13 protein-coding genes are annotated in these 16,354 nt (G+C 67.8%); 7 read left to right on the forward strand and 6 right to left on the reverse strand.

Translation table 11 applies throughout. From position 1 onward, the window contains the following. Positions 1–21: 21 nt before the first annotated feature. The 4 genes from KF684_08170 to KF684_08185 all read right to left on the reverse strand — a co-directional run bounded on the left by KF684_08170 (position 22) and on the right by KF684_08185 (position 8,498). Positions 22–2,073, reverse strand: a complete 2,052-nt coding sequence (locus KF684_08170) for a VCBS repeat-containing protein (protein MBX3352897.1) — start codon at positions 2,071–2,073, stop codon at positions 22–24. Between the two features lie 160 nt (positions 2,074–2,233). Then, positions 2,234–4,330: a hypothetical protein gene (locus KF684_08175; GenBank protein ID MBX3352898.1), complete on the reverse strand. Its 2,097-nt coding sequence runs from the start codon at positions 4,328–4,330 to the stop codon at positions 2,234–2,236. A 168-nt stretch (positions 4,331–4,498) separates the two neighbouring features. Further along, positions 4,499–4,801: an HPF/RaiA family ribosome-associated protein gene (locus KF684_08180; GenBank protein ID MBX3352899.1), complete on the reverse strand. Its 303-nt coding sequence runs from the start codon at positions 4,799–4,801 to the stop codon at positions 4,499–4,501. A 154-nt stretch (positions 4,802–4,955) separates the two neighbouring features. Further along, the gene (locus KF684_08185; protein ID MBX3352900.1) at positions 4,956–8,498 is read right to left on the reverse strand and encodes a hypothetical protein; all 3,543 of its coding nucleotides are present in this window, start codon (positions 8,496–8,498) and stop codon (positions 4,956–4,958) included. A gap of 360 nt (positions 8,499–8,858) precedes the next feature. Here KF684_08185 and rpmE point away from each other — a divergent pair, with 360 nt between their 5' ends. The 7 genes from rpmE (at position 8,859) to KF684_08220 (ending at position 15,399) form a co-directional block, all read left to right on the forward strand. After that, the gene (gene rpmE / locus KF684_08190) at positions 8,859–9,089 is read left to right on the forward strand and encodes a 50S ribosomal protein L31 (GenBank protein ID MBX3352901.1); all 231 of its coding nucleotides are present in this window, start codon (positions 8,859–8,861) and stop codon (positions 9,087–9,089) included. Between the two features lie 125 nt (positions 9,090–9,214). Continuing rightward, a complete protein-coding gene (locus tag KF684_08195; protein MBX3352902.1) occupies positions 9,215–10,336 on the forward strand; it encodes a PCRF domain-containing protein in 1,122 nt (373 codons plus the stop codon). A gap of 156 nt (positions 10,337–10,492) precedes the next feature. Then, positions 10,493–11,293: a hypothetical protein gene (locus KF684_08200; protein ID MBX3352903.1), complete on the forward strand. Its 801-nt coding sequence runs from the start codon at positions 10,493–10,495 to the stop codon at positions 11,291–11,293. A gap of 384 nt (positions 11,294–11,677) precedes the next feature. Beyond that, positions 11,678–12,250 carry a hypothetical protein gene (locus tag KF684_08205; protein ID MBX3352904.1) on the forward strand — a complete coding sequence of 191 codons (573 nt, stop codon included), beginning with the start codon at positions 11,678–11,680 and terminating at the stop codon, positions 12,248–12,250. 142 nt (positions 12,251–12,392) lie between these two features. After that, positions 12,393–13,352, forward strand: coding sequence for a hypothetical protein (locus tag KF684_08210; GenBank protein MBX3352905.1), 960 nt, complete (start codon positions 12,393–12,395; stop codon positions 13,350–13,352). Positions 13,353–13,377: 25 nt separating this feature from the next. Then, a complete protein-coding gene (locus KF684_08215) occupies positions 13,378–14,988 on the forward strand; it encodes a type I 3-dehydroquinate dehydratase (GenBank protein ID MBX3352906.1) in 1,611 nt (536 codons plus the stop codon). A 105-nt stretch (positions 14,989–15,093) separates the two neighbouring features. After that, complete coding sequence (locus tag KF684_08220; protein ID MBX3352907.1) at positions 15,094–15,399, forward strand: hypothetical protein; 306 nt, start codon at positions 15,094–15,096, stop codon at positions 15,397–15,399. A gap of 12 nt (positions 15,400–15,411) precedes the next feature. Here KF684_08220 and KF684_08225 read toward each other — a convergent pair whose 3' ends face one another. Beyond that, complete coding sequence (locus KF684_08225) at positions 15,412–15,936, reverse strand: hypothetical protein (protein MBX3352908.1); 525 nt, start codon at positions 15,934–15,936, stop codon at positions 15,412–15,414. Positions 15,937–15,943: 7 nt separating this feature from the next. Beyond that, on the reverse strand, positions 15,944–16,333 hold the full coding sequence (locus tag KF684_08230; GenBank protein ID MBX3352909.1) for an acyl carrier protein: 390 nt from the start codon (positions 16,331–16,333) through the stop codon (positions 15,944–15,946). Positions 16,334–16,354 lie beyond the last annotated feature (21 nt).

Here is a 16,354-nt window from a genome sequence, read left to right on the forward strand (position 1 = left end):
TTCTCAGCGCGGCGCGCGGCGTCAATCGCAGATCGCGCCGAAGTTCGTGAGGACCTGATTCAGATCGGTGAAGTCTACAACGCCGTCCGAGTTCAGGTCTGCAGGGATGTTCGCGCCCTTATCGCCGAAGTCGTCCAGGACGCGCATCAGGTCCTGGAAATCGACCATGCCGTCGCCGTTCACGTCGCCCGGGCAGGGCGGGGTCTGCGGGAGCACGCCCAGGAGCGTCCAGAGCATGCCGGGCATGCTGGGGGGCGCGCCGACGCAGGCGAGGTCGGGGAGCCCATCCCCGTTGAAGTCTGCGGTCGTGAGGTCGATCGGGCCTGTCGTCATGGGGGCGGCGACGGGGTCGTCGAAGAGCCCGTTACCGATATTGCGCAGGAAGTCGACCGTGTCGGACGCGGCGTCCGCGGTGACGAGGTCGGGGAGCGTTCCCCCGAAGAACCGGGCGGCGCCGATCGCGACCGGCTGGGCGCCCACCTGGATGATGTCAGAGAGGAAGAACCCGCCCCAGCCCCGGGGAATCCCCTGGTTGATCAGCACCGTGACGGTGCTGGTCTGGCGCTCGACGGTGGCGACATCGAGCCGCCCATCGCCGTCGAGGTCTTCCAGCACGAAGGCGACGGGCTCCGAGACGGGCTCGGGGCCGACCGGGAAGTCGAGGCGGTCATTGAGGTCGAAGCGCTCGGGGATGTCGGAGCGCTGCAGCAGGACGGAGACGGCGCCGAACGAGGGGTCGACCCAGATGAGATCGCCAAGCCCGTCGCCGTCGAGATCGGCGAGCGCGACCTGGGTGGGGGTTCCGCCCACGACGAGGGCGACGGGCGGCAGGTAGGCCCCGACGGCGCCCTCGAGGAAACCGACGATGCCTTGGGAGGCGGACGCGAAGACGAGGTCTCGGAACTTCCCGACGCCTCGTCCGAGGTCCTTGGTGTTGTCGAGGTCGCCGGGCTGGACGTCGTCCTGGCCGAAGCCGAGGGGGATGGTCGCGGGCGGTGAGAACGAGCCGCCGCCGGCGCCGCGCAGAAAGACGAGGTCCCCGCCGCCGCGCTGGGCGACGAGCAGGTCGGTGATCCCGTCGTCGTCGATGTCCTCGGCCTTCACATCGGACGGGTCGTCGCCGGCGGGGAGCGAATCGGGGGTGGAGAAGCCGAGCCAGTCATCGCCCGCGAGCCCGCGCGGGACCGAGTTCAGCCCGAGGTTCCGGTAGACGAGCACGCTGTTAGTCCCGGCGTCGGTGATCGCGATGTCGGGGAACCCATCCGAGTTGAAGAACCCGCTCGCGATGGAGGTCGGTCGTTCGCCGGCGGGATCGATGCGCGGCGGCAGGACGATGTCGGGGTTCTGGATGTCCTCGCGCAGGACCTCGACCTGAAAGACGAGGGTGTTGAACTCCATCGGGCTGAACGGCGAGGTGCGCGCGATGTCCTCGAAGGCGAACAGCGTGGCGCCGTTGGCCGCGAAGGCGAGCATCTGGTCGAAGCCGCCGGGGTTCGCGCTGGCGCGGCTGAAGAGAGGCGAGCGTGTTCTGCCGAGCTCGTCGTTGCTGCCCTGACCGTCCGGGTCCTCGTAGAACGAGCCGGGGTCGGCGCGGAAGGCGTCGAGTTGGTTGTTGGGGATCGAGAAGAACCCGAGGCGCGTGCCGGCAGGGAAGATGTACTCCTGCGAGACCGACGGCGGGTCGACCTCCCGATCGTCGAAGACGAGTGTCGCGTTCTGCGCCGAGAGCGCTTCGATCGCGTGCGCAAGACGGTCGGCAGACGGGTTCGCGCTGACGCTGTCGAGCAGGTAGAATCCGAAGCTGAAGAACAGCTCGCCCACGATGGGGTTCGGCCTGTCCCAGATGAACCGGAAACGCACGGCGACCATCTCGCCCGGCGCGCCGGGGACGACATACCACTCTGCGACGCTCTCGGACGCGAAGTTGGTCGCGCCGATGCCGACGGAGTCGAGCAACATCGGGATGTCGGTCTGGCCGACATTGTCGCCGAAGAACGTCACCGTGTCGGCGACGGCGCTGACGGAAAGCAGCGCGGCGACACCGCACAGACACCCACTCACTCTGGAAATCATCGCGTTCCTTTCCTCACTCGCGCGCGTTCGCCCCGCCGGTGCATGGTACCACACTCCCGGGTAAGGGAGAAGCGGTTTCTTTCCGGGTTTGTACGGGGTTTTTGGGCAACCCCGCGGTAATCTGGGGGGGCGGGCGTGGCCGAACGGGCTGGGGGCTGCTTCAGCAGGAGTTGCCGAAGTTCGAGAGCACGATGTTGAGGTCGGCGAAGTTCACCACGCCGTCGCTGTTGAGGTCGCCCGCGAGGCCGATCCCGGTCATCCCGAACTCGCTCAGGACGGTGTTGAGGTCCGCGAAATTGACGAGGCGATCGCCGTTGGTGTCGCCCGCACAGAGCAGGATCTCGAAGAGCTGGGCGCCGGTGTCGACGCCGTCGGAGTTGCTGACCCGGATGTCGCGCAGGCCGGGCGTCGCGCCGGGGTCGATCGTGATTGTGGCGATCGCCTGGGTCCCAAGCGTGTCGATGGGCGTGAGCGATGTCGCGGTCCATCCGACGCCAGAGAGCGTCAACCCGGTCGGCAGCAGGAAGTTCGCGCCGTCGACGACGACCGTGACGGTCTCGCCCCGGTACGCGCTGGCGGGCGAGACAGCGAGGACGCGCGTCGCGGCGGTGTGCGTCTCGACGAGGATCGTGTCGGTCGCGATGGTCCCGAAGCTGTCGGTCACGCGCAGCGTGACGGGGAACACGCCGGTGGACGGGTACACGAAGGAGAACTCGCCTGCGCCGCTGGCGTCGAAGACCCCGTCACCGTCGATGTCCCATTCGTACGAGGTGATCGTTGCGCCCGGCGCGGTCGTGTAGGAGTTGATGTGTCCCATGAACCAGCACGGCGCGCCGGCGCGGCAGCGCTTGTCGATCCCGGCGATCGCGACCGGCGCGTGCGGCGCCGTGCCCACGCTGATGCTCAGCGTGTAGAGCTGCACGATCTGGTGCGCGTTGGGGCCTGTGTCCGTGACCCGTATCGCGTAGTCGCCCACGCCGAGCGCCGGGATGGCGATCGATTCGAGCACCCCAGGCCCGGAAGTGTTCGAGAGCCACGCCTGGCCCGAGTTGAGGTCCTGCAGCTCGAGCAGGATGTCGCCAGCGGCGTTCGCGTCGATGGTGGTGATCGCGCCGTTGCAGCCGGTGGTCTGCTGCGCGTTGTCGTACACGCCCCCGGTGGGGATGGCGAGGATGGAGACGCTCTGCGAGCCGGGCGCCGAGAGTCGCAAACGGAACCAGTCGGTGTGCGTGCCGTTGGGGCCGGCGGCGCCGTTGAGCGACAGGTCGCGCTCGATGATCGAGCGGGTTGACGGCGAGGAAAGATCGCCGAAGTCGTGCGCGTCGGCCGGGGTGTGATTGCCCGCGTAGCGGTCGCCGTAGCTGCGCCCGGCGCCGCGGATGTCGTCGACGCTGACTCCATCGAAGTTGGTGGGGACCTGCGGCTCCATGACCTTGGTCTGGTTGCAGGGGACGACGTGGATCATGCCGAGGCCGTGCCCGTGCTCGTGGACAACGGTGTTGCGGAACGCACGGAAGTTGTTGGCCGGGTTGTTGAACTGGAGGATGTTGAAGTTGTTAGTCGCGATGAACATGTCGCCGCCGCCGACGGTCGCGGTCCCCGTCGCGCTGGGGAAGGCGTTGTAGCCGAGGAACCCTGCGCCGGCGGCGGGCGCGCCGCCGATGCGGATGTCGCCGCGGGCCGGGTCGGGGATCTCGCTCGCGTCCATTGGTGAGTTGTCGTCGCGAACCTCGCGGTAGTCGAGTCCGGCGGAGCGTGCCCACGACGCGAGCGACTGGCGTACGAACTCGCGCCCGCGGTCGATGTCGCCGAAGGTGTTGATGAATCGCTGGTTGAGGTCGTTGGGGCCGACGGAAGGGGCGTGGATCGCCGCGAGGCCCCACTGCACGCCGTCGTCGGGGAAGCTGTAGGTCAGACTCGCGCGAGAGGCCTGTCCGTTCTGGCCAAGGCCTGCCGCGCCCTGCCAGACAACGGTGTCGGTCACGAAGCGGTCGTGCGGATCGAACGCGAGCTGTGTGGGCGCTCGCAGGTCGAACTGCGCGATCGCGCGCCGGAGGTCCTCACGCGAGAGATCGGCCGGGAAGCAGGTCGGCAGGAATCGCGCCGACACGAGGAGCGGGTCGTCGCACCCGGCGGCGCACCGTGGGTTCGTGGTGTCGTACGGCGCGGCTGCGACCGCGAGCGAGCCCGCGGCGGCGGTGTAGGACGACGCGGCGATGATCGCGCGCCAGGCAGTCCGAGGAAGTCCGGTTGGCATCGCTGAGCTCCGTCTCCCCGGTGCGTGTCCGAGTACGGGCGCAGGTCGATCGTGCGGCCCGATTCGCGTCGCGGCGACGGGCGCACGGCTGCGTCTCGCCACGAGTATGACACAAAACGGATGCGGAGGGAAGGGAATTCGGCGCTTCCTCGAGGCGGAAGCCGGCCCTCAGCGTTCGAGCCGGCTCGCCAGGGCTCGCCCGAGCTTGCCGGCGGCGTCGCTGGCGGCGGCGTAGAACGTCTCGGCGATGGCCTCGATCGCGATGGGGTCCCGTCCGCTGGGGCGTGCCTCGAGGAGGCACCGCTTGTCGGGCGGGCCGGACTTGCTTACGCCGTTGACATCGGAGAAGTGCACCTCGACGCGGGTCACACGGTCGGCGAACCGCCCGATCTCGGAGTCGAGCGTGTTCTCGACGTGGGCCTCGAGCGGGACGGACGAGTCGACGTTGGCGTAGTTGAACTGGATCTGCATGTGGGGACTCCTTAGGCCGGTGGGGTCTCGTGCGGCCCCTGCGCGGTGTACGGGAGCGGGGGGATGGGGGTTCGGCGTTTGGAGCGTTGCGAGGCACGAAAAAGGCCCGAGACTGGGTCTCGGGCCTGAAGGGTCTGGGATGTGTCCGGGCGGATCAGTTACACGCCGTGCCGAAGTTGGTCAGCATGATGTTGAGGTCTCCGAAGTCCACGACGCCGTCGGCGTTGAGGTCGGCGGGCATGTTCTCGCCCTTGTTGCCGAAGCAGCTGAGGAGCAGGTTGAGGTCCGCGAAGTCGACGAGGCCGTCGCCGGTGGCGTCTCCGACGCAGCCGGTGGGGTCGAAGGTCTGGAAGGCGATGGAGGCGACGGGCTCGCGTGTGCCGTCGCTGTCGAGATCGGCGAAGATCACGACATCGAAGAGCTGGCCGGGGCGGTACTCATCGAAGGCGACATCGAACCGGCGCGTGGCGGTGTTGCCGGGCGCGACGGTCGCGTAGTTGAGGAAGCCGTTGCCGGGGTCGTTGCCGTTGATGCGCAGGACGCCGCCGCCCTGGACCTCGTAGAAGAGCGCGCCGTCGGCCTCGCCGACATTGGCGACGGTGAAGCCGACGTTGAAGGTTTCGCCGAAGGGGATGCGGATCGGCCCCGTGGGGTCAGCGACTTGCAGGCACCACTGGGGCAGGGGCGAGCCGGGGTTGATGATGGTTGACCTGATCTGCCCGCTCGCGGTGTAGGCCTGGTTCGTGCCCAGGTCGGTGACGATCGCTTCGAGGCAGGTCGTCGAGCCCTGCCCGAGGGTGCCCTCGCAGTCGACGACGATGGGGATGTTCACGCACCCGCCTGGTGGGACGGTGACGGAGCCCATGTTGGGCGTGATGAACATCGGCAGCACGGCGTTGGGGCATCCGGGTCCGGTGACGCTGCCGATGGTCCATCCGTAGTTCTTGGGCACGGTGGAGTTGTTGCAGATGGTCAGCGTCATGGTGACGGACTGATCGATCGGCCAGCAGCAGGTCTCGAACTTGGTGAGATGGACCTCGGTGTCGCGTGGGTCATCGATGCAGGGGTTCGGATTGCAGGAGGTGTTGTCGCCGAGGTAGGTCCCGTTGAAGATTTCCGTGCAGTCCGCCTGCGTGGTGACGGTGCAGAGCGGTTGCGGCACGCCGGGTCGTTCGTAGCAGCACGCCCCGCGCGGGTCGGGCTTGTGGTCGCAGATGGGGATGTCGATGCAGATCTCTCGCGTGCAGCACTGATTGAGGTTGATGTCATGGATGCTCATCTCGAAGCAGAGCTCTTCGCCCGGCGTCGCGCCGGTGATCATGACCATGATGGGCTGCGAGGTCTGGTTCGGCCCGACTGGCGGGACGAGCGCGATGTAGTTGGGCGTGATGGTCACGCCGGCGGGTGGGTAGAAGAAGATGTGGTGCAGGGTGTCGGGGGTGAGGTTGTCGAACTGGAAGGTGTAGAGGTAGGAGCCGGGCACGCCGTCGGGGGAGCAGACGATGTACTCGTTGTCCGCGCGGATCTGGAAGCAGTCGCAGTCGGGCGTGATGCAGACCTCGACGGAGCAGCAGTTGTTGCCGGTGGCGTCGAGGAGCGTGACGATGAAGCAGAACTCTTCGCCCGAAGTGAGCCCGCTGAAGTTGACCTTGACAGTGGCGGAGCTGCCGTCGGCGATGAACTGCTGGATGATGTTGGGCGACACGCCGATGGGGTTGCCGGGGGGCATGGGGGTGATGAGGATGGTCTGCGCGTCGACGCCCGAGTTGTTGTTGATGACGAGCGTGGCGCTGACGCTGCCGCTGCCGTCGAGAGCGCATTCGATCTCGGCGACGTCGACGGTGCAGCTGGCCTTCTTGCAGATCGTGAGGTCGCAGAGAAGCGCCTCGCCGGTGGGGCGGCAGCAGTCGTCGCCCGCGCTGCTGGAGACGCCCTGCTTGAGCGTGACCTGCACCTGGAGGTACTGGCCTACCACGCCTGTGAAGGGGACATTGGCCTGCACCATCGTCCAGGGTCCGGAGGGGATGGGCGAATCGCTGGCGCGCACGCGCACCATGACCTGCGCGCCGCCGACGAGGATCGCGTTCCAGTCGACGGTCTCCCACTCGCAGGCGAGCATGCCGCCGTCGTGGATGAATGTCCAGCTGCCCTGCGGCGCGATGCTCAGGAGCTGCTCGCCGGTCATGTCGCTGTAGTTGTACGGGAAGCCGCCCGCGCCGAGGTCGACCGCGAGGTCGGCGGTTCCCTGCGGCCCGATGTTGGGGTCGATGCGCGTCGCGTTGTTCGAGGAGTTGTTGATCGCCCAGACCTTACCGTTGTGGTCGACGGCGACGCCGTGGGGCGTGGTGGCGTTGACGAAGGGAGGGCCCGGATAGCTGACATTGACCGTGCCGGACCCGACGGGCGTGCCGGCGGTCGTGAAACGGCTGAGCGTGTTCGTGCCGGAGTTGGCGATCCAGACCTCGCCGTTGGTGACGACGATGCCGCGGTTGAGCGAAGCGCTGTTGTGGGGGATGGTCGTGACCGGCGTGGCGCTAGTGGGGAAGCGGAACGCGTTGGACTGGAAGGGTGTGGATGTCCAGATGTTGCAGGTCGCGGGATCGAAGGCGACTCCGTAGTTGTGGATGAGCGGGAACGATTGCGTGTTGGTGTTGGTGTCGTAGCGGAGCATGATGGGGTTGAACTGCGGCCCCCATGTGGCCGACCAGAGGATGCCGCAGGAGTCGACAAGCCCGCCGTAGCCGCCCGCGAAACTGGTCGCGGTGAACGCGCTGAGGGGGACCTGCGTTGCGGTGGTGTTGTCGAGCTTCTCGAAGCGCCGGTTGCCCGTGCCGCCGACCCAGACGTCGTTGTTGCCATCGACGGAGACATGCCGGACGCCGGTGCCGTCGGTGCGGGTGTAGGCGGTGATGCACTCGTCGTCCGCGGAGGCGACGCCGCCGTTGTCGTCGATGGCGCCGGGCAGATTGGTCCAGGGCAGGATGGTGTTGACGTAGTCGGCGTTGAACGCGCCGGTGGTGTGGGGGTAGCCGCGTGAGGTGCGGATAAGCCCGTCACCGTCGCGATCCTCGCATGTGCAGTAGTTGAAGGGTCCCTGGAGGTAGTCGCCCAGGGGGTTAGCGACGAAGGAGAAGCCGCCGCCCGCGACCGGGATCTTGTCGCCGCGCACGCCGCCCATGACCAACCCGATGCGCGTGACGGAGCCCTTGACGTTGGTTTCTGCGCGGTTGCCGACCCAGATATTGCCGAACGCGTCGATCGTGGTGCGCGATGGTTCCTTGGCGCGTCCGTCGGGCGCGCTGCGATACTCACCCACGACGTCGCCCTCGTTGATGCCCAGGGAGGGGATGTTGTCGGTTGCGATGCGGATGACCGTGCCGCGCCCCGTCATGGCGACGCCGATAAACGGCCAGGGCTTGATGTCTTCGGTCTTGAGCCGGAGACACGCGTCGCCGGTGGCGGGGTCCTGCACAATCTCAAGGTTGAAGAGCTGGCCCTGGCGGAAGTCGAGCGCCGTCGTGTAGACAGTACATGGCCCGCTGTTGATGGGCTGCGCGAGCGAGGACGCGCCCATTGCGAGGGAGAGCAGGGCGCCGGACGCTCGCATCGCAAGGTCGCGGAGGCGCGATCGTGCGCTCCCCCTTGTCGAGGCGTGCGTGCTCGGGTGCCCGACGGGGCGTGAATCCTGCCGCGCCATGGTGACTTCCTCTTCTGCGCAACGGTGGCGCACGATCTGATGACTGTTGCTGCGATGTCTTTGTGAGTGGGCCTACGAGATGCTGAATCTCACGGGGCCAGCGGCGCGAGTCGCGTCGTCGCCTTGGAGCAGCGCTCCAGAGTACAGGCAAATCGCGGCGGGCACAATATTTATCTTTTTTGCTGCAACCGGCCGGGGGCCCGGGACTTCGGACGCCCGGTGCTTTCCCGGGGTGTCTGCTCCCCGCGGGCCGACACTGGACCGGCCGGGGACTTGCCGTCCGGGGCGGGTGGCCTATCGTTGGGGCCTGCCCGGGGCCCCGGGCCTGTTTGATCGCACGCCGACCAGTCGAGCCACGCCATGAAAGACGGCATCCACCCCAAGTACTACCCGAACTGCAAGGTCTACTACAACGGCGAGGTCGTCATGACGACCGGGGCGACCGTCCCGGAGCTCCACGTCGATGTCTGGTCGGGTTCGCACCCGTTCTTCACCGGCAAGCAGGCGTTCGTGGACGCCGCGGGCCGCGTCGAGAAGTTCCAGCGCAAGTTCGGCGGGAACTACTTCGCCGGCGGCAAGAAGAAGGCCTGAGCGAAGCCATCGCTCTCGAATCTGGACACCCCACGACGCCCGGTCATCCGGGCGTTGTTCTTTGAGGGGCTTCGCGCCCGATCTCGCGTCGGTGTGAGCCGCGGCGGCTTCATATGCTCAGGCCCGTGACCGACCAAGCCCACGACCATGAACACCTGACGCCCCGGGTCCGGGCCGCGCTCGACCGGATGCTGGACGAGGCCTCGCGGATCGAGGAGTCGCTCGCGGCCCCCGAGGTGTCCGGCGACTTTCGCAGGTCGCGCGAGCTTGGCATCCGGAAGGGGGCGCTCGCGCCGGCTGTTTGGGCCTACCGGGAGGTGCTCGAGGCCGAGCGTGAGGAGGAAGACCTTCGCGCTGCGATCGAGCAGGGGGGGGCGGGGGCGGACGCCGAGTCGCGTGAGTTCGCCGAGCTGGCCAGGGCCGAATTGCCTGGCGTGCAGCGCCGCATCCGCGACGCGTCGGCGCGCGCGATCGAGGCGCTGGTGTCCTCCGACGAGGCGAAGGTCGGCGCGGCGATGCTCGAGCTTCGCGCAGGCGTCGGCGGCGACGAGGCGGCCCTGTGGGCCGGAGACCTGCTGCGCATGTACGAGCAGTTCGCGCAGCGGCGCGGATGGCGCGTCGAGACCATTGACCTCTCAGAAGGTCCGACCGGCGGCGTGAAGTCCGCGGTGCTCGCGGTGCGCGGCGAGGGCGTGTGGGAGGCCCTCGCGCACGAAGCCGGTACCCATTGCGTCAAACGCGTCCCGGCGACCGAAACGCAGGGGCGCATCCACACCAGCACCGCGACGGTCGCGGCACTGCCCGAGCCCGAAGAGGTCGACCTGAAGATCGACCCGGCGGATGTGGTGGAGCATGTCACCACGGCGCAGGGCCCGGGCGGGCAGAATGTCAACAAGGTCGCGACCGCGGTCCATCTCGTGCATACCCCGACGGGCGTCGAGGTGCGCATGCAGGAGAGCAAGAGCCAGCGCCAGAACCGCGAGAAGGCGTGGCGCCTTCTGCGCGCGCGCCTCTACGAGATCGAGCTTGAGAAGGCGCGTGCCTCGCGCAACGCCGCACGCGCCTCGCAGATCGGCGGCGCTGAGCGGTCGGAGCGGATCCGCACCTACCGGTTCAAAGAGAGCATCGTGGTCGATCACCGGCTGGAGCGTCAGTTCAATTTGGGCGAGGTGCTGGACGGGGGGCTCGACGCGCTCGTGGAGGGGCTGCGCCGGCGCGAGATCGAGCGACGGATTGTCGAGATCTAAGTCCCTCTGATGCAATGCGTTGGAGCTTTGTGTCGCGATGGGCGCCTGTTTTGGGTTGCACTCGAGTGCCGCTTCCCTCATACTGGGGCCTCGGGCGACGCTGGGGAATGGATGCGTCGCTCGCGCATCGAACCCTGGAAGGGAAGGAGCACTGTCATGAGAAGCACGGCTTTGTGCGCCGCGACGATCGCGGCGGGAATGGGCTGCGCCGCGCACGCGCAGCTCGTCGTCGGCAACGACCAGTCGGCGGCCACGAACGCGATGTATTACATCGACCTCGGAACCGGAACCGCGACCTCGATCCTCTCGGGCGCGGCGGCGCAGGCGTGGGGTATGGCCTACGCCGGAAGCACGAACACGCTGTACTGGAACAACGGCGGCGTCCTTCGCGAAGCGTCGTTCAGCCAGTCCGGCCTCACGCCCTCGGCAGGCGTGCAGTTGACGTTCAACGGCGCGAGCATGAATGTCACCGGCATGGCGTGGTGGAACAACCGCCTCGTCGGGTATCGCAGCATCACGCTCCCGGGCATCTATGAGATCGATCCGCTCACCGGCGTCACGACGCTTCTCGCCGCGACGCCTGCGGCCACGGACTTCGGCGGGCTCGATTCCGACGGCGCGCGCCTCTACGGGCTCAACGACGGCACGGGCCTCCAGGGGCGCGGGCTGTACAGCATCGATACTGGCAGCAACTCCTACTCGCTGCTCGCGCCCTATCCCGCGGGCGACACCGATATCGACGGGCTCGCGATCGGCAACGGTCGCGCGTACTGGGTCAACGATGTCGGCTCGCAGGACATCCTCGTGTACAACCTCACGACGAACATGTTCGAAGCGTCGATCTCCAGCCCGTTCGGCACCGGAGGCATCTTCTCCGCCGGCGCGTTCATCCCGACCCCCGGTGCCGCGGCGATCCTCGGGCTGGGCGGTGTGGCGATGCTGCGCAGACGGCGCTGAACAGAGTCGATCAGCCATCTCCGTTGAGTACTACACCCAGCCGCGGCGAGCGATCGCCGCATTTTTCATCCCGAAGTGCTTCGGGAGAACGGGAATATGACAGAGCCCCACAAGTGGGTGAAAAAGTGTTGACAGCTCGGGAGCCGGACGATAGTTTCGATATTCAGGGCGCGTGCCCATCCACCCCGTTCTGCCACCGGGCGTTCCGGCGAGCGGTATTTCTTGGGGGGGTGGGGGTGCATGCACTTTCGCTGCCGTTGGCGGCGGGAAGGAGCAGCAATGCTCACACCAAGTCGAATCGTTTCCATAATCGCATCGTGTGCGCTCGCCACCGCGTTCGCGTGCGCTGGCGGCTCGCACTCGCTGCATCAGGAAGGCGCGCGCGTGCATGAGGCGCGGAGCGCCGATGTCCTGCTGCGCGAGGGATCGAGGTTGTCGCTGCGTGAGGCGTCGCAGCTCACCGCGCACATGGGCGGCGAGGAGTTCGTGCTTGTCCCTTCCGCGCACGGTGTCAAGGTCGCGGGTGTCGGGGTTGGCGTGGGCGCGAACACCGGGCGATCCCTCGAAGGCACGCTCTCCGACGGACTCTGGTGGTTCCCCGAGGGCGCCATCCTGCACGACGGCGAGGGTTACCCCACGGTGCTCCCGGCGCGATCGCTCGCGCTCGTCGGTTCGCAGGGCATGAACGACTTGCTCTTCGGGCAGGTCTCCACCAACGGGGGCGTCACCTGTAAAGACGGCTTCTACGCGTGCTGCGGCCAGAACCAGCACGGCCAGTGGCGCGCGAAGTGCATCCAGGACAACACGACCACGCTAGGCGGCGCGGACTACCCCACGAGTTGCACGAACGGCGGTCCCGGCTCGACCGCGTGCGACAACGGCACATCGCTGATCCCCTTCTCCGTCGTGCCCGAGACGGTGAACCAAGCCGGCGCTGCGCGCCTCACGCCGCACTGATCTGATCCGGCTTCATCACGCACACAGCCGGGGCCGGGTGATCCGCTCGGCCCCGGTTTTTTTGTCCTCGGGCTTTTTTCAGCGTTCCGATCGAGCGCGCGATTCGGTACAGTGTGCGGACCCGAACCGGAAGGAGGGACCCATGTTCCGCATCGCAACCGCCACTGCCTGCACGCTCTGTGTTCTGACGCCCGCCATTGCCGGCGCGCTCCCCGATGTCGCGATCGTCGCCGCCGCGTCCAACACGACGATGGCCGACACCAACACGCGTTACACGGATGTACGCGACAAGCTCCTCGCGACCGGGAAGTTCAACAGCGTGTCGATCTACAACGCGACGCGGTTCAATCCCGCGGGCGGAACGCCCTCGCTCGCGACGCTCCAGCAGTGGGACGCGGTGATCGTCTGGAGCAACGATTCGTTCGAGGACGCGGTCGCGATGGGCGATGTGCTCGCCGACTATGTCGACGCCGGCGGCGGCGTCGTGGTCGCTGTCTTCGCGAACACGAGCACGAACACGGCGCGGTTCCTGCAGGGGCGCTGGCAGCAGGGCGACTACATCGCGATCCCCCAGGGCGGGAACTTCGTCCAGGGGGCGGGACAACTCGGGCAGGTGCTCGACCCCGATCACCCGATCATGGAGGGCGTGACGACCTTCGTGACCCGCTGGGGCGTCAACGCGCAGGGCATGATCTTCGGCGGGTATCGCCCGACCAACCTCAATGTGACGCCCGGCTCGACGATCATCGCGAGATGGAACACCGGGCACACGCTCGTGGCGCTCTCGCCAAACCCGCGCGTCGTCGAGCTCGGCTTCCACCCGGTCTCGAGCGATGTCGTTCCCACCGCCTACTGGGACGCCGACACCGACGGCGACATCCTCATGGCCAACGCGCTGTGCTTCGTCGCGTCGAGCGGTCCCGCGCCGTGCCCGGGCGACGCGACGGGCGACGGCGTCGTCAACTTCGCCGATCTCAACGCCGTGCTCAGCGACTTCGGCGCGAGCGGCCCCGGCGTCCCCGGCGATGTGACCGGCGACGGGGTGGTGAACTTCGCCGATCTGAACCTGGTGCTGAGCGTCTTCGGGTCGTCGTGCCGCTGATCGTCCGGGTGGGTACGCTCTGCCCGTGACGCTGCTGTGCGTGCCCATCACGGTCGAGGAGTTCCATCGCGCCCACGACGCGGTCGAAGAGGCCCGGCGCGCCGGGGCGGATGCCGTCGAGTTCCGTTTCGACGGCGTGTTCGAGGCAGACATCGACGCCGACGGGATCGAGCACGCCGTGCGCCTCGTGCGTGAGTGCCCCCTCCCGTGCGTGGCGACCTGTCGCGTAGGCGCCGAGGGCGGCGGGTACACGGGGAGCGAGGACGCGCGCGCCGAACTCTTCGAGGCGCTGCTGGGCTGCGAGCGCCCGCCAAGATGGATCGATATCGAGGCCGCGTCGTGGGCGGCGGACGCGGGTCTGCGCGAGCGCGTGGGCGCGGCCCTCGGGCGGGCCAACACGGTCTCGGGCGAAACGCGATCCACGCTGATCCTCTCGACGCACGATTTCACCGGGCGTCCGGCGGACCTGCTCCGGCGCGTCGGCGCGATGCGCGACGAGCCGCTCGCAGGGGTGCACAAGATCGCGTTCCGGGCGCGCTCGCTGCGCGACAACCTCGAGCTGTTCGATCTTCTGACGGATCGCGAGCGCCCGACGATCGCGCTGGCGATGGGGGAGTTTGGGCTGATGTCGCGCGTGCTCGCGCCCAAGTTCGGCGGGTTTCTGACCTTCGCGGCGCTGCGCGGCGAGGAGATCACAGCGCCCGGTCAGCCCCTCGTGGACGAGACGCTGAGCCGGTACCGCTTCCGGTCGATCACGAAGCGCACGCGCGTGTATGGCGTCGTGGGCTGGCCGGTCGCGCAGTCGATGTCGCCGCTGGTCCACAACGCCGGGTTCGCCGGCCTCTCGCCGTCGTTCGACGGCGTGTACCTGCCTCTGCCGATCCCCCCGGAGTGGGAGCACTTCAAGGCGACGGTCTCGGCGCTGCACGATCACCCGTGGCTCGATCTCGGAGGGCTGAGCGTGACCGCGCCGCACAAGCAACACCTCGTCCGGCTCGCGCAGGAGCGTGGCTGGGCGATATGCGAGCGGGCCGCCCGGGTGGGCGCTGCGAACACGCTCGTTGTCGACAAGTCGGGCGAGGTGGGCGTCCACGACACCGACGGGCCTGCGGTCGCGGCGTGCCTTCGCGACGCGCTGGGCGACCTGACGGGCAGACGCGTGCTCCTGCTCGGCGCGGGTGGCGTGGCGAGGACGATCGGTGCGGCGCTCCTCGAAGAGGGTGCGTCCGTCGAGATCCACGCGCGCAGGCCCGCGCAAGCAGAGGAGCTGGCGGGCGCCCTGGGCGACGGGGCGGGCGTGGCGGCGTCGCCGGACCGGTCCCCCTGCGACGCGTTGGTGAACTGCACCCCGGTGGGGATGGAGAGCGGCGAGAACGCCGGGCGAAGCGCTCTCCCCGACGTGGCCCTCGACGCGCTCGCGGAGGCGAACGCGTCCCTGGTCGTGATGGACACCGTCTACCGCCCGATCGAGACGCCCCTGCTCGCGACGGCCCGTGCGAAGGGCCTGAGGGTGGTCGACGGCGTCTCGATGTTCGTCCGGCAGGCGGGGGCGCAATTCTCGCTCTGGACCGGGGCCGAGCCACCCACCGAGGGATTCGACCGGATCGTGCGCGAGCGACTTGCGCGACCGGGATAATCGGTCGTCCGAGAACCCAGACCCTAGCTGTGCGTCGAACGCGACGCGGCGTTTCGCCGATGGTGGTCTGTGAAACGCCCCCTTTGCCCCGCTGGAGCCGACGAGATGCGAACCCTGCGCGACGCCCGCCGACCCTTGATGATGCTCACGCTCGCGATCGCGACCGGCGGCGCCCTTTCGGGCTGCGTCACCTACTACCGCGTCACCGACCGCGAGAGCGGGAAGACCTACTACACGAACAACATGCTGAGCGACTTCCGCCCGGTGAGCAACAGCGTGCACCTGGTCGACCCGCGCGACTGGCAGGGCCGCCTGCTGATGTCGCCGGATGTCGAGAAGATCCCCGCGAAGGAATACCGCGCCGCGGTGACCAAGCAGGACATCAAGAACGACATGAACTGGTGGTGGTGAACACGGCGCGGGTCAGTCCCCGTCGTAGAACCCGCTGCCTCGCAGCAGCGCCTTGAAGCCCTCGCTGAACACGAAGTTGTGCTCGGGGAACTCGGCGCCCGCCATGTTCTGATCGAGATGCGAGAACAGCAGGTCGATGCGCCCGATCTCCTCGAACGCGCCGCCGTTTCGCTGCGGGTCTGAAAGTTCGACGACGCCCTTCGTCGATGCGCCGGCGGCGTCGTAGCGCTCGATCGCGGCGGTGTATCGGATCGTGGCGCCGGGGGAAGCGTCGCGCGTGATCTCGGCCTTGCCGATCTTCGCGAGGACGACTTTTTCTTTGTAGCCGCTCGCCTCGCACACGAGGATCCCGGCGGTCTGCGCCATGCCCTCGACGACGAAGCACGCAGGGAACACGGGCTGGGCGCGAAGGCCGCGCTCAGGGTCGGCCGGGAAGTGGTTCTGCAGTGGCTCTTCGCCAGCGGTGATGTTCTTGATGGCGACCAGACGCTCGCGCGAGCGGAGTTCGAGCACGCGATCGATCCAGATCCATCGCATCGGTGGCTCAGCCCTGGGCCGCGAGCTTGCGCTCGACGAACTTCACGAGCGCGTCGACCGTGAAGACCTCGCCAACCTTGGTGAGCTCGGGGTTGGCTTCGAACCGGGAGAAGTCGGCGTGGGGGAGCTTTTCCTTGAGAGCCGCGATGCCCTCGGGGGTGACCTTGCCGTCCTTCACGTAGCGCGGGTCCTGGGCGACGTTCTCGGGGAAGAGCTCGCCCTGCGCGATCTTGAAGCCGAAGGCCTGCTCGAGCTTGAAGACGATGTCCAGAAAGTCGATGGACTCGGCGCCCAGGTCGCCGTTGAGCGTCGCTTCGGGGGTGACCTCGTCGTCGTCGACGCCGAGCGCGTCGATGAGCACTTCCTGAACCTTGGAATAGACTTCTTCGCGGGTCATGGTCGGCATGGGTGGTCGCCC

The organism is Phycisphaeraceae bacterium, from assembly GCA_019636675.1.
Taxonomy (GTDB): Bacteria; Planctomycetota; Phycisphaerae; order Phycisphaerales; family UBA1924; genus JAHBXC01.

What these genes read in the sequence shown, in the direction of transcription:
- KF684_08230 (MBX3352909.1), bottom strand. Translation starts at nt 16,333, where the DNA reads ATGACCCGCGAAGAAGTCTATTCCAAGGTTCAGGAAGTGCTCATCGAC.
- rpmE (MBX3352901.1), top strand. Translation starts at nt 8,859, where the DNA reads ATGAAAGACGGCATCCACCCCAAGTACTACCCGAACTGCAAGGTCTAC.
- KF684_08225 (MBX3352908.1), bottom strand. Translation starts at nt 15,936, where the DNA reads ATGCGATGGATCTGGATCGATCGCGTGCTCGAACTCCGCTCGCGCGAG.
- KF684_08170 (MBX3352897.1), bottom strand. Translation starts at nt 2,073, where the DNA reads ATGATTTCCAGAGTGAGTGGGTGTCTGTGCGGTGTCGCCGCGCTGCTT.
- KF684_08175 (MBX3352898.1), bottom strand. Translation starts at nt 4,330, where the DNA reads ATGCCAACCGGACTTCCTCGGACTGCCTGGCGCGCGATCATCGCCGCG.
- KF684_08200 (MBX3352903.1), top strand. Translation starts at nt 10,493, where the DNA reads ATGAGAAGCACGGCTTTGTGCGCCGCGACGATCGCGGCGGGAATGGGC.
- KF684_08180 (MBX3352899.1), bottom strand. Translation starts at nt 4,801, where the DNA reads ATGCAGATCCAGTTCAACTACGCCAACGTCGACTCGTCCGTCCCGCTC.
- KF684_08185 (MBX3352900.1), bottom strand. Translation starts at nt 8,498, where the DNA reads ATGGCGCGGCAGGATTCACGCCCCGTCGGGCACCCGAGCACGCACGCC.
- KF684_08220 (MBX3352907.1), top strand. Translation starts at nt 15,094, where the DNA reads ATGCGAACCCTGCGCGACGCCCGCCGACCCTTGATGATGCTCACGCTC.
- KF684_08210 (MBX3352905.1), top strand. Translation starts at nt 12,393, where the DNA reads ATGTTCCGCATCGCAACCGCCACTGCCTGCACGCTCTGTGTTCTGACG.